The organism is Hymenobacter daecheongensis DSM 21074, from assembly GCF_900141805.1.
Classification (GTDB): domain Bacteria; phylum Bacteroidota; class Bacteroidia; order Cytophagales; family Hymenobacteraceae; genus Hymenobacter; species Hymenobacter daecheongensis.
Map to the genome: position 1 here is coordinate 241,743 of NZ_FQYN01000007.1, position 13,960 is coordinate 255,702.

The 13,960-nt window shown below is 61.0% G+C and carries 8 protein-coding genes and 1 pseudogene; all 9 read left to right on the forward strand.

Features of this window, described 5'->3' with window-relative positions:
• Positions 1-362: 362 nt before the first annotated feature.
• A complete protein-coding gene (locus BUB62_RS14810) occupies positions 363-1,553 on the forward strand; it encodes an AAA family ATPase (protein WP_073111342.1) in 1,191 nt (396 codons plus the stop codon).
• A complete protein-coding gene (locus BUB62_RS14815; RefSeq protein WP_073111344.1) occupies positions 1,546-2,106 on the forward strand; it encodes a hypothetical protein in 561 nt (186 codons plus the stop codon). Before BUB62_RS14810 ends, BUB62_RS14815 begins: the two co-directional genes overlap by 8 nt.
• A gap of 63 nt (positions 2,107-2,169) precedes the next feature.
• Positions 2,170-4,638, forward strand: a complete 2,469-nt coding sequence (locus tag BUB62_RS14820; RefSeq protein WP_073111346.1) for a PAS domain-containing sensor histidine kinase — start codon at positions 2,170-2,172, stop codon at positions 4,636-4,638.
• A 63-nt stretch (positions 4,639-4,701) separates the two neighbouring features.
• On the forward strand, positions 4,702-5,127 hold the full coding sequence (locus BUB62_RS14825; RefSeq protein ID WP_073111348.1) for a response regulator: 426 nt from the start codon (positions 4,702-4,704) through the stop codon (positions 5,125-5,127).
• A 379-nt stretch (positions 5,128-5,506) separates the two neighbouring features.
• On the forward strand, positions 5,507-8,452 hold the full coding sequence (locus BUB62_RS14830; RefSeq protein ID WP_084539099.1) for a DNA gyrase/topoisomerase IV subunit A: 2,946 nt from the start codon (positions 5,507-5,509) through the stop codon (positions 8,450-8,452).
• Between the two features lie 158 nt (positions 8,453-8,610).
• A complete protein-coding gene (locus tag BUB62_RS14835; RefSeq protein ID WP_073111349.1) occupies positions 8,611-9,435 on the forward strand; it encodes a tetratricopeptide repeat protein in 825 nt (274 codons plus the stop codon).
• A 42-nt stretch (positions 9,436-9,477) separates the two neighbouring features.
• Positions 9,478-10,596: a tetratricopeptide repeat protein gene (locus BUB62_RS14840; protein ID WP_073111350.1), complete on the forward strand. Its 1,119-nt coding sequence runs from the start codon at positions 9,478-9,480 to the stop codon at positions 10,594-10,596.
• Positions 10,597-11,064: 468 nt separating this feature from the next.
• Positions 11,065-13,011, forward strand: a complete 1,947-nt coding sequence (gene thrS / locus BUB62_RS14845; RefSeq protein WP_073111352.1) for a threonine--tRNA ligase — start codon at positions 11,065-11,067, stop codon at positions 13,009-13,011.
• A 371-nt stretch (positions 13,012-13,382) separates the two neighbouring features.
• A pseudogene (infC, locus tag BUB62_RS14850) lies at positions 13,383-13,931 on the forward strand (translation initiation factor IF-3); the annotation flags it as partial.
• Positions 13,932-13,960 lie beyond the last annotated feature (29 nt).

The window sequence follows — 13,960 nt, forward strand, 5'->3', positions numbered from 1 at the left end:
CGTTTGCTACCGCCGGCCGGGGAAGCTGCATAATTATTTCAGCATATCCAACTGCGGCCGGCCCCAAGCGGGTAGGGGCCGCGCCCGGCCCCTGGCGAGCCTGCCCGCCGGCCTGGCCCGCCCCGCCTCGGGGCCGGCAAACGCCACCCCGCCCGGTAGCAGGCCCACCCGCCCCGGTAGGCGCCCCGCCAAGAAGTGTAGGAGCCCACGCGCGGCCGGTAGGAACCTCAGCGCGTGCATTTGGCAGGGCCGGAAAGGCCCCTGGGGGCGGGTAGGAGGGGTTTTGGCGAAAACCGGAGGGCCGCGGCCCCAGCGGGCGGGCACTCAAGTTGAACCAGTATCTTTGGGCACTAGCCTCCGCCATGCAAAACGACATCAAAACCCTGCGCATCCAGAATTTTAAGTCCATTAAGGACGTGACGATGACGCCCCGCCGCGTGAACCTGATTATCGGGATGCCGAACGTGGGGAAGAGTAATATTCTGGAGGCGATGAGTTTGTTGGGAGCTGGTCTTTATGACAAGAAAAAATTTATGGATGATGTACTTCGTTATGAGGTAATTCAAAATCTGTTTTATGACAATGATACTAGTCAACCTGTGATAGTTAATGCATCGACATGTATGGCAATTATAAAAGCAAATGATATATACAGTGAAAATTATAGAAGTGTGCATATATCCAAAGATTTATTAAATAGAGTTCAGTCTATTGTAGATGTAGAGTATTCGAAAAAAAATCCCGGATTTATGATTCCTGTAGAAGATGATATTACGCTTATTAATATCATCATTGATCAGGAGAGGTATATATCAGAAATTATAAAGGAGGATAGTATGGAAGGTGGTAAGTCTTTTGTTAAAACTTTGAATATTTATTCAAATGGTGATTCAAGTCAAGTGGGAAATTTTTATTATACGAATGTTAATATGATGCCAAAGAGTTATAACTATATACGTGGAGAGTCTCATGATAGTAGATATCAATTTAATTTTTTGAGGCCACCGCATGGATCTAATTTATCAAATGTTGTTCAACGCAACCAAAAATTACGTAAAGAAGTATCATCCTTATTCAAAGTATATGGCTTAAACCTCGTTCTCCGTGTAAGTGAACGCAAGTTTGAAATACAGAAACAAGTGGACGATCTTGTTTACAATTACCCCTATTCCAGCATCGCTGATACCCTCCAACGCATCATCTTCTACTTCGCCGCCATTGAAAGTAACGACGACTCTGTAATCCTGCTAGAAGAGCCGGAGGCGCACTCGTACCCAATGTATGTGTCGATGCTTGGGAAGCGGATGGTGGAGAGCCGCAACAACCAATTTTTTGTGGCTACGCACAGCCCATACCTAATAACAGAAGTATTGGAGCAGATGCTGCCCGATGAGGAGCAGGCGAAGGAGTTGGCCATTTTCGTGGCCTATTATGAGGACTACCAGACCAAAGTGAAGCAGCTCAGCGACGAGGAAGTGCGGGCCATCCGGGGCGACTCGGTGGACGTGTTCTACAACATGGCCCGCTACATTCCGCGCCCCGCCAATGGCTGAGTACGCGCTGTTTGTGCCCGAGTGCAACGTGGATACTGCCCTGACGCTGTCATTGGTGGCGTATCGCTATACTTTTGTGAGCCACCGGCAGGGCATCGGGCAGGTGGCCCGCGTGCTGAAGGAGCAGGGCCCCGCCTCCCAGGCCGGGCGCGTGGTGGTGGGCATGGTCGATAGGGACAAGAAGTTTGCCCAGGCCCCCGAACTGGCCAAGTTCCGGCCCCTGGCCCGGCCGCGGCGGGGGCAGGAGGAGTTTCATGAGATTCTGCAGCACCCAGAGCTGCCCAACGAGTACCTCATCGTGCTGAACCCGGCCTGCGACACCTGGCTGTTTCGAGCCGCCGCTGCCGCCGGCCTCGACTTGGCCGCCCTGGGCCTGCCCGCCGCGCTGCCCGCCTTTATTGATTTCTGCAAGCAGGAAAATGTGGAGGAGCACAAGCTTATGCGGCTGCTGCTACACGAGATTCAGCGGGCCCAGCCCATTGCCTACCGCGACCTAGCCGACTTTGTGGCCCAGGTGATGAACTTGAGCCCGGCGCAGCAGCGGCTAACTTGACCGAGCTAGCCGCTGATCCTAATCAGCGGCCCAGCCGTATCTTGCCCGGCCTACTACCGCCTTATGCCCGCTCCCAACACTCCGCCGCCTGCTACCCCCGAAGCCCTGCTTGAAACCCTGCTGGACGTTTCCCTCACGGGCATTATCCTGTTTCGGCCGGTGTACGCCGTCGATGGGGGCGGGGAAATAGTGGATCTGGCCTACGTGCGGCTCAACCTGGCGGCCCAGCGCATGCTGCAGCTGCCCGAGTGCCCGCCCGAAACCTTTCTCACGCGCTACCCTAACGCCACCGAAGCCGGCATCTTCGCCTTCTACCGCGACACGTTTCTGAGCGGCGCGCCCGGCCGCTACGACGTGAACTACCAGCACGACGGCCTGGATAACTACTTCCGGCTGGCCGCTTACCGCTGCGAAACGCTGCTGGTGGTCAGCTTCACCGATACCGCCGACCACGACCGCACCGCCGTGGAGCAGGCCCTGCGCGAAAGCCAGGCGCGCGAGCGGGCCAGCCGGGCCGAGGCCGAGGCCCAGCGCCAGCGGCTGCACGACATGATTGCGCAGGCCCCCGCGCTCATTGCCAGCCTGGCGGGCCCAACGCACGTGGTGCAGCTGGCCAACAAGGGCTTCCGCCAGCTGTTCGACAACCGCGAAATGGTGGGCAAAACGTACCGCGAAGCCGTGCCGGAGCTGCAGGATCAGGAATTTTTCGCGCTGCTGGACCGTGTATACGCCACCGGCGAAACCTATTACGGCAATGAGGTGCCGGCGTATCTGGACCAGCCTACCCATAGCCCGCGGGTGCCGCGCTACTTTAATTTCATCTACCAGGCCACCCGAGATGCCACGGGGGCGGTGGCCGGCGTGCTCATCTTTGCCTACGAAGTGACCGAGCAGGTACAGGCGCGTCGGCAGGTGCAGCGGCTCAATGAAGAGCTGGAGGCCCGCGTGCGGGAGCGGACCCAGCAGCTGGAAGCCGCCCTGCGCGGCGCCGAGCGGCAGGGTGAGCGGCTCAATACGCTATTTATGCAAGCGCCGGCCCCCATTGTCATTCTCGATGGTCCGACGCTTGTATATCAGCTGGTCAATCCGGCTTACCAGCAGATCTTTCCCGGTCGCGTGCTGCTGGGCCGGCCCCTGCTCGAAGCCCTGCCCGAGCTGGCGGGCACGCTCATTCCGAATCTGTTGCAGGAAGTATTTCAGACCGGCGAAACCCGCGTGGCCCAGGAGATGCCTGTACTTCTGGCCCGCCACGAGGGCGGCCCGCTGGAGGAAATCTACTGGACCTTCACCTGCCAGCCCCGCCGCGACGCGCAGGGCACCGTGGATGGGGTGCTGGCAATTGCCCACGAAGTGACCGACCAGGTTCGGGCGCGGCAGGTGGTGATGGAAAGCGAGCAAAACTTCCGCCGCATGGCCGACAGCGCCCCGGCCATGCTCTGGGTCACCGATCCGCAGGGCTACTGCACCTACCTCAACGCGCAGTGGTACGCCTTCACCGGCCAGAGCGAAGCCGAGGCGCTGGGTATCGGGTGGACGCGCGTGGTGCACCCCGACGATGCGCCGGGAGCCGAGGCTGCCTTCCTCGATGCCTGCGCCCGCCGCATTCCGTTTCACTATCTCTACCGGCTGCGCCGCCACGATGGCGTGTACCGCTGGGCCGTCGATAGCGGCCTGCCGCGCTTCAGCGCCACGGGCGAGTACGAGGGCATCGTGGGCACGGTCATCGATATTCATGAGCAGAAGCTGGCCGAGCAGGCCCTGCAGAAGCTCACGCAGAAGCTGCGCCGGGCCCGCGACGAGGCTCAGGACCTCAACACCGAGCTGCAAACCACTAATCAGCACCTCACCCGCACTAACGTAGACCTGGATAACTTTATCTATACCGCCTCGCACGACCTGAAAGCGCCCATCACCAACATTGAGGGGCTGCTGGCGGTGCTGAACGACCAGCTGGCCGAAATTTCGCTGGTATCGGCTGATGTGGCCCCGGTGCTGGGCATGATGTATGAGTCGGTGGCCCGCTTCCAGCGCACCATCGACCAACTCAGCGACGTGACCAAGCTGCAGAAGGAGCACGGCCAGCCCACCACCGAGGTGCTGCTGGCCCCCGTGGTGCACGACGTGCGCCAGGATCTGCAGCCGCTGCTGCGCGAAACCGCCGCCCGGCTCGACGTGGAGCTGAACGACTGCGTCAGCGTGTCGTTTTCGGCCAAAAACCTGCGCTCCGTGCTGTTCAACCTGCTTAGCAACGCCCTCAAATACCGCCACCCCGACCGCGCCCCGCACATCCGTCTGCACTGCCACCTGGAGCCCGGCCACACGGTGCTCACGGTGCAGGACAACGGCCTGGGCCTGACTTCCGAGCAATTGCCCGAGCTGTTTGGCATGTTCCGCCGCCTGCACAGCCACATCGAGGGCTCCGGACTGGGGCTGTACATGGTGAAGCGCAGCGTAGAAAATGCCGGTGGTAAAGTAGTGGTAACTAGTAAAATAGGGGAAGGGTCTGCTTTTGCTGTGTACTTTCCGCGCTAAGTCCCGTACAGTGGAGTTTGCCGTGTTGTTGTCAACCCTGCCAGCCCGCCGCCCGCTCCGCTCATGACCCCATTGCCCTGCATTTTATTGATCGACGACGACCAGACCAACAACTTCCTCAACCAGAATCTGCTCAATCGTCTCGGCGTGGCCGAGCGCCTGCTGGTGGCCCTGGACGGGCAGGAGGCCCTGGCGCAGCTCCGGGAGCACTGCGCGCCCCCCACGCCCACCTGCCCCACGCTTATTCTGCTCGATGTGAATATGCCCGGCATGAACGGCGTGCAGTTTCTGGAGGCCTACCAGCACCTGCCCCTGGCCCGGCAGCGCACCATCGTCATTCTCATGCTCACCACCTCCCTGCACCCCCGCGACGTGGAGCGGGTGGAGCAGCTGAACCTGGTAAACGGCTTCGTGAGTAAGCCCCTGACCGCCCAGAAAGTAGCAGAGCTGCTGCACACATATTTCGGCCAGGCCCTGCCGTCAGGCTAAGCCTGGGCGTTGCGCCGCAGGCGGCAATTGCGCGGTTAGTGCATTATTAAGAAGTAAGACGAGCCACAAATAAGGTCCCGCGCCGCGGCGCACCCGTGGCCGCGTATTCCGGCGAAGCGTTAGGAGCGGGCACCGCTAGAGCCAGGGCAGGAGCGAGGCTTTAGCTAATTATATTGGTATTGGAGGAGCCGGGTATTGGCTGGTGAAGTTTCGGGAAAGAGGTTTTTGAGGAAGTGTAATTTGGGGCCGGGCTTGCCTTTGGCTAATTAAATTAGGAACTTTATGCGTGCGCTTCGCCTTAGAAATATTGCGTTCTGCGCATCTAACGGTACTTTTGATGAACGCCCGCATTCCCCTTGCCGACCAATCCCCCAAACTCATGGTCAACCCTGACGCTCCTTTGGATGAAACGCCCCAGCCTGACCTGTTCGCCCCCGGCGATACGGTAAGCTTCGACAATGACGCTGCTCCGCCCACCCGGCCGGCCGCCGAAGGGGAGGAGCACCCCGAAGCCGACCCCAGCGAGCTGACGCTGGCCGAATCGTCGGATGATGTGGAGGCCGTGACCGAGCCCGTGCCCATCACCGAGGAAACCGAGGAAGAGCCCAAATTTGCCCCCGGCGAGACCATTCACGACGTGGCCACCGTGGCCGGCATGTACCAGAACTGGTTTCTGGACTACGCCTCCTACGTGATTCTGGAGCGCGCCGTGCCCGCCATCGAAGACGGCCTGAAGCCCGTGCAGCGCCGCATCCTGCACGCCATGAAGGAGATGGACGACGGCCGCTTCAACAAGGTGGCCAACGTCATTGGCCAGACCATGCAGTACCACCCCCACGGCGATGCCAGCATCGGCGACGCCATGGTGAATTTGGGACAGAAAGACCTGCTGATCGAAACCCAGGGCAACTGGGGCGACATCCGCACCGGCGACGGCGCGGCCGCCCCGCGCTACATCGAGGCCCGCCTGAGCAAGTTTGCCCTGGATGTGGTGTTCAACCCCGACATCACCGACTGGCAGATGAGCTACGACGGCCGCAAGCGCGAACCTACCACGCTGCCGGTGAAGTTCCCCCTGCTGCTGGCCCAGGGCGTGGAGGGCATTGCCGTGGGCCTGAGCACGAAGATCATGCCCCACAACTTCCGCGAGCTGTGCAAGGCCAGCATCGACGTGCTGCGGGGCCGGGAAATCCAGCTGTTTCCCGATTTCAGCACCGGCGGCCTCTGCGACGTGACCAACTACAACGGCGGCCTGCGCGGGGCCAAAATCCGCCTGCGCGCCACCATCGAGAAGGCCGACAAGACCATGCTCGTCATTCGCGATATTCCCTACGGCACCACCACCACGGCGCTGATGGAAAGCATCGTGAAGGCCTCGGAGGCGAATAAAATCAAGATCAAGAAGGTGGTCGATAACACGGCTGCCGACGTGGAAATTCAGGTGCATCTGCCGACCGGCGTGAGCCCCGACCTGACCATGGACGCGCTGTACGCCTTCACCGACTGCGAAATTTCGATTTCGCCGAACACCTGCGTCATCATTGAGGACAAGCCGCGCTTTGTGGGCGTGGAGGACATGCTGCGGCTGAGCACCCAGAAAACGGTGCGCCTGCTGGAGCGGGAGCTAGAAATCCGGCAGGATGAGTTGCACGAAAAGTGGCATTCGGCCTCGCTGGAGAAGATTTTCATCGAAAACCGCATCTACCGTAAAATCGAGGAGTGCGAAACCTGGGCCGACATTCTCGACACCATCGAGAAGGGCCTGAGCAAGTTCGTGCGCATCGAGGGCCAGAAGGCCAAAGCCGACGACCAGCGCATCGTGCTGCGCCGCCCCATCACCGAGGACGACCTCACGCGCCTGACCGAAATCCGCATCAAGCGCATCAGCAAGTTCGACGGCTTCAAGGCCGACGAGTACATTCAGAAGCTGGAAGCCGAGCTGGCCGAGGTGGCCGACAACCTGGCCCACCTCACGCGCTACGCCATTGCCTACTTCGAAAACCTGCTGAAAAAGTACGGCGCCGGCCGGGAGCGCCGCACCCAGCTGCGCACCTTCGACGTGGTGACGGCCCAGAAAGTAGCCGTGGCCAACCAGAAGCTCTACGTCAACTACGCCGATGGTTTTGTGGGCTACGGCCTCAAAAAGGACGAAAGCGCGGTGACCATCTGCGACTGCTCCGACCTGGACGACATCATCGCCATCCGCCGCGATGGCACGTTTACGGTGTTCAAAATTGCGGAGAAAACCTTCGTGGGCAAGGACATTCTGCACGTGGGTGTCTACAACAAGAACGACGACCGGCTGGTGTATAACATGGTGTATCAGGACGGCCCCTCGGGCGTGGCCTACGCCAAGCGCTTCCTCGTCACGGGCATCACCCGCGACAAGGTGTACGACCTGACCAAAGGCGGCAAAAACTCCAAAGTGCTCTACCTCACCGCCAACCCCAACTCCGAGTCGGAGCTGGTGGGCGTGCAGCTCTCCGACAAGGCCCCGGCCCGCGTGAAGCAGTTCGACTTCGACTTTGCCGAGCTGGCCATTAAGGGCAAGGGCTCGATGGGCAACATCGTGACCAAGCAGCCCATCAAGAAAATAGTCCAGAAAAGCCTCGGCGACTCCACGCTGGGCGGGCGCGAGGTGTTTTTCGACAGCGTGGTGGGCCGCCTCAACACCGCCGGCCACGGCCGCTACCTGGGCACCTTCGACACCGACAACACGGTGCTGGTGGTGTACAAGGATGGCTCCTACGAGATGAAAGCCCCCGATCCGGGCCTGCACTTCGACGTACCCAACATCGTGCTGCTGCGCAAGCTCGAGCCCGATACCGTGCTCAGCGCGGTGTACGTGGACGGCGACACGAAAATTCACTACGTGAAGCGCTTCAAAATCGAAACCAGCACGCTGGAAAAGCGCTTTATCTTCATCTCCGAAACCAAAGGCTCGAAGCTGCTGGCGGCCACGGCCTTCGCCGAGCCGGTGGTGGAAGTGAAGCTGCAGCGTGACAAGAAATCGGATAAGGAAACCGAGAAGCTGCTGCTCCACGAGTTCATTGACGTGAAAGGCTGGAAGGCGATGGGCAACAAGCTCAACTACTTCCGCATTCACTCAGTGGCCCTGCTCACCGACGAAGGCCCCGAGCCCCAGCGCCGCGAAGTAGCCCGCAAGAAAGGCCCCGCCACCATTCCGCGCCCCGCCGCCCCGGCCCCGGCGGAAGAAACCGGCCCGCTCCCCGACCTGACCGGCCCCGTGGAAGTGACCAGCGAAGACGTGGAGCGGGCCCAGGCCATCCTGCGCCGCCCCAAGGCCCAGCTGGGCCTGTTCTAGGTTTTCCGCAATTAAAAGAGCCCCGGTGGAGTCACCGGGGCTCTTTTTTGTGTTATTGCGGGCAAAAGCCGGCCTCAGAACACTGCGAACCTCCGCGGAACCTCTGCGCTCCTCCGCGAGAACCGTCGTTCGCGCCGTCGCTCAAGTTGTCACCGTCCATGTCTCTCATCCCGCGTTTCCTCTGCCAACTGCTGCTGTGCCTGCTGCTCGGAGCCGGGACCGTCGCCGCTGCCGCCCCGCCCGCCGATATCGGCCGGCTGCTGGCCGAAGCCCGCGCTCTGCAGAAGCAGTACAAGGACTCCGAAGCCTTGGCCAAGTATGAGCAGGTGCTGGGCCAAGCCCCCGGCCACTACGAGGCCCTCTGGAATGCCTCGGTACTGAGCGTGCGCATCGGGGCCCGCTACACCGACGAAACCCGCAAAGCCGCTTACTTCAGCGCCGCCCGCCTCTACTCGACCAGGGCGCTGGTGGTGAAGCCGGAAGGAGCGGAGGGCAACTACGCCGAGGCGCTGGCCCTGGTCAATCAGGCCACGCTGCTCGGGGCCCGCGGCCGGCTCATTGCCTACAAGGAAATGCGCGAGTACGTGTTCAAAGCCACCGAAAAAGCCCCCAACTGGGCCGATGCCTGGCAGCTGCTGGGCCGCTGGCACTACCGCGTAGACCACTATACGCCCCTGGAGCGCGCCTACAGCAAGCTGTTGCTGGGTGGCATGCCTGCCAGCGCCAGCACCCGCCGGGCCATCATCGCCCTGGCAAAGGCCCACGAGCTGGACCCCAAGCGCATTCAGTTTTGCTACGATCTGGCCCGGGTGCGCCTCAACCAGGGGCAGCGCAGCCAGGCCATTGCCGTGCTACAGGAGGCCGCCCAGCTCACGCCCGTCACGAGCGAGGAGCTGGAAATGAGCCGGCGCTGCCGCACGCTGCTGGTGCAGCTCAACCGCAAAATGCTCAAGCAGCTGCACCGCAAGATAAAAGCGGCTTAGCCACTCCGTATCTTTGCTCACCCATTCACTCTCGTTGCCTTCGTGAAACTCCCGCGCCCCGCTCTGCTCTTTTTGCCCCTGGCCGCCCTGCTGGCGGCCTGCAGCGGCGGCACGCCCACCGAGCAGGCCGCGCGCATGGTGAATCTGCAAACTGTGCAGAGCGGCCCCCACATTCAGGCTCAGGAGCTGGATGGCGCCATTCGCCGTCAGCCCGGCAATGCGGGCCTGTATGCCCGGCGGGCCGTGTTCCGGCTGGATGCCGGCCAGACTGCTGCCGCGCTTCAGGACATCAACCGGGCCTTGGAGCTGGACGACGCGCCCGGCGAGTACTACTTCACCAAAGCCCGCGCCCTGCGCACCCAGGGCCGGCTACAGGCTACGCTGGCCGCGGCCCAGGAGGCTTCTAAAAATGGCTTTTCCTCGCCCGAGCTGAACCTGCTGGTGGGCGAAACCAACCTGGCTGCCCATAACTACCAGGCCGCCCTCGACCACCTCGACCGCACCCTGCAGCAGGAGCCCGACCACGCCGCGGCGCTGTTCTACAAGGGCATTGCCTACGTGGCCCTGGCCGATACCGCGCAGGCCCTCGACTATCTGCGGGCCAGCCTCAGCCGCGACCCGCGCCAGCCCGAGATTCTGCACCAGCTGGCTTTTCTTTCCAATGCCTACCGCTTGCCTGCCGAAGCGGCCACCTACTCGGCCCGGGGCCTGCGGCTGGCCCCCACCTACGGCCCGCTCTGGTACGACCACGGCCGGCAGTTCGACCTGCAAAACCAGCCCGACAGCGCCCGGCGCTACTACGCCCGTGCCGCCCTGCTCGACTCCACGCTCTACCGCGCCGACTACCGCCTAGCCCTGCACGACTACAAGCTGCGCCGCTACGCCACGGCCCTGCCGCGTCTGCAGCGGGCGCTGCGCCGCAACCCCCGCCTGCCCAACGCCCGCCAGATGCTCGCCGAAAGCTTCGAGAGCCTGGGCCGCTACCCCGAGGCCGCCGACCAATACCGCCTGCTCGTGGCCGAAAACCCCGGTAACCGACACTGGACCTACAAAGCCTGGAAAACCGGCACCCGCGCCCGTCTCACGTCTTCGGCCGATACGTTGCGCCGCGCCGCCCCCGCGCCCGTCGAGCTAATTCCGGCAGCCCGGCCAGTGCTGTAGTAAAGGGTGGGAGAGCAGACCCAAAGCTGCCTGCCATCCTAAACGCAGCGAATTGAAGACATTGCCCCCTTTCATACAGTGAGCTTTTTAACCGCACAAAACTCCTCCCAGCACCGCCAGGAAAGAGCTTGTATCATTCAACTAGCTTTTGCACTGAGCAAAAGAGATACTGCGATTCTCAGAATGGTATACAAATCGTCCGGCTCCCCTCTCCCCAAGGCTTCGCGCCTAAAGCGAACCGGGGCCGGGGGTGAGGTCCCCCGAGGCCGCGCCAGCCACCCCAACCGGAAAACGGCTCTGAAATCCTTCACTGCGCTCCGTTGCGTCCAGGGAGGAGGACAGGCGTTTTTAGCCCACCCGTACATTGTGCCGCGCTGATTTTAACGGCCTCCCAATACCCCATTCTTTCCATTAACTTCTAACTTGCGGGCTCACGCTGTTTGTATAGCTACTTTTTCCTTTCCAAACATGATTGACATTACGCTCCCCGACGGCTCCGTGCGCCAGTTTGTAGATGGCACCACGGGCTACGATGTGGCCGCCAGCATCAGCGAGGGCCTCGCCCGCAACGCCCTCGGCGTCCGCGTCAACGGCGAAGTGCGCGACCTGCACCGGCCCCTTGACCAAAGCGCCAGGCTCGAAATCCTGACCTGGAACGACCAGGATGGCAAGGCCACTTTCTGGCATTCCTCGGCCCACCTGCTGGCCGAAGCTCTTGAGGCTCTGTATCCCGGCGTGAAGCTGGGCATTGGCCCGAGCATCGAAAACGGCTTCTACTACGACATCGACCTGGGCGAAGGCCGCACCATTTCCAGCGAAGACTTCCCCGAAATCGAGAAGAAAATCCTGGAGCTAGCCAAGAAGAAAAGCCCGTACGAGCGCCGTGAGGTAAGCAAGGCCGATGCCATTGCCTACTTCACCGAGAAAGCCGACCCCTACAAGCTCGACCTGCTGGAGCGCCTCGACGACGGCACCATCACCTTCTATACCCAGGGCGACTTCACCGACCTCTGCCGCGGCCCCCACATCCCCGATACCTCGCCCATTAAGGCCGTGAAGCTGCTCAACGTGGCCGGGGCCTACTGGCGCGGCGATGAGAAGAACAAGCAGCTCACCCGCGTCTACGGCATCACCTTCCCCAAAGCCAAGGAGCTGACCGAGTACCTGGAGCGGCTGGAAGAAGCCAAGCGCCGCGACCACCGCAAGCTGGGCAAGGAGCTGGAGCTGTTCGCGTTTTCGGATAAGGTAGGCGCGGGGCTGCCCCTGTGGCTGCCCAAAGGCACCATGCTGCGCGAAAAGCTGGAGCAATTCCTGCGCCGCGCCCAGATCAAGGCCGGCTATCAGCCCGTCGTGACCCCGCACATCGGGGCCAAGGAGCTGTACGTCACCTCGGGGCACTACGAGAAGTACGGGGCCGATTCGTTTCAGCCCATCAAGACGCCCAACCCCGGCGAGGAGTTCTTCCTCAAACCGATGAACTGCCCGCACCACTGCGAGATTTACAAGACGAAACCCCGTTCCTACCGCGACCTGCCGGTGCGCTTCGCCGAGTTCGGCACGGTGTACCGCTACGAGCAGTCGGGCGAGTTGCACGGCCTCACCCGCGTGCGCGGCTTCACCCAGGACGATGCCCACATCTTCTGCCGGCCAGATCAAGTAAAGGAAGAGTTTGTCAAGGTTATTGACATTGTTCTTTACGTACTTAAGGCCCTGGACTTTCCCGATTTTACGGCGCAGATTTCGCTGCGCGACCCCGAGAACAAAGCCAAGTACATCGGCTCCGATGAGAACTGGGAGAAGGCCGAGCGGGCCATTATCGAAGCCGCATCTGAGAAGGGACTGACTACCGTCACGGAGCTGGGCGAGGCCGCCTTCTACGGTCCCAAGCTCGACTTTATGGTGCGCGACGCGCTGGGCCGCAAGTGGCAGCTGGGCACCATCCAGGTCGACTACAATCTGCCCGAGCGCTTCGACCTGGAGTACGTGGCCTCCGACAACTCGCGCCAGCGCCCGGTCATGATTCACCGCGCCCCGTTCGGGTCGCTGGAGCGCTTCGTGGCCGTGCTCATCGAGCACTGCGGCGGCAACTTCCCGCTCTGGCTCTCGCCCGAGCAGTTTGCCGTGCTGCCCATATCGGAGAAATACCAGGACTACGCCCAGCAGGTCTACGACCGCCTCATTCAGGCCGACCTGCGGGGCAACCTCGACAGCCGCGACGAGAAAATCGGCCGTAAGATCCGCGACGCGGAGATTTCCAAAGTGCCCTACATGCTCATCGTGGGCGAAAAGGAGCAGGAAAACGGCATAATCTCCGTCCGGAAGCACGGCGAAGGCGACCTGGGCTCCATGCCCATCGATGCCTTCATCAAAAGCTTCCAGGCCCAGATAGCCGAAATGATGGACGGCAAAGCGTAGCCTGTCATTGCGAGGCGTAAGCCGAAGCAATCCGTCCTCTGAAGTGTAGAAAGCTCCTTTTCACCACAAAGCCCTGACGTATGCTTGCGTCAGGGCTTTTCTGTTTACAAAGCTCAACTCATTATCCAGGACGGATTGCTTCGTCCTTCGTCCGCGCAATGACAGGGGAGAGGCTGAACTTAATCCGGTTTCCGGGCCTTGTAAAAGCCCCGCAGCGGGCAGGTTTCCCAGCTATTTTATATAGCCGCTTTTTTAGATTCGAAAAAAAGCCGGATATTCGCCCCCTGATAGTACTGTAGAAGCCCGTTTTAGCGTGGCTCATTCAGCACAAACAGAATTTTAAGCTCACCTTTCAGAAGGAGGACCAACTCATAGCTACCCCAAATCGCCGCTACATCCCCCGCGCTCAGGTGGAGGAGCCGTTCAAAATCAACCAGAAGATTACGGCCCGTGAGGTACGCCTGGTCGGTGAAAACATCGAGCAGGGCATTTACCCGATTGAGCAGGCCCGTAAAATGGCCCAGGAGCAGAATCTCGACCTCGTGGAGATTTCGCCCACCGCCGTACCGCCCGTGTGCCGCGTTATCGACTACTCCAAATTCAAGTACGAGCAGAAGAAGCGCACACGCGAAATGAAGGCCAAAGCCACGAAAGTGGTGCTCAAGGAAATCCGGTTCGGCCCCAACACCGATGACCACGATTTCGCCTTTAAGCTGAAGCACGCCCAGGAATTCCTGAAGGAAGGTGCCAAGATCAAGGCGTACGTGCATTTCGTGGGGCGTTCCATCGTCTTCAAGGAGCGGGGCGAAATCCTGCTGCTCAAGTTTGCCCAGGCCCTTGAGGAGCTGGCTAAAGTAGAGCAGCTGCCCAAGCTCGAAGGCAAGCGGATGTTCCTGTACCTGGCTCCGAAAGTGGCCCCGTCGGTGGCTAAGCCCAAGCCCGTGGCCAA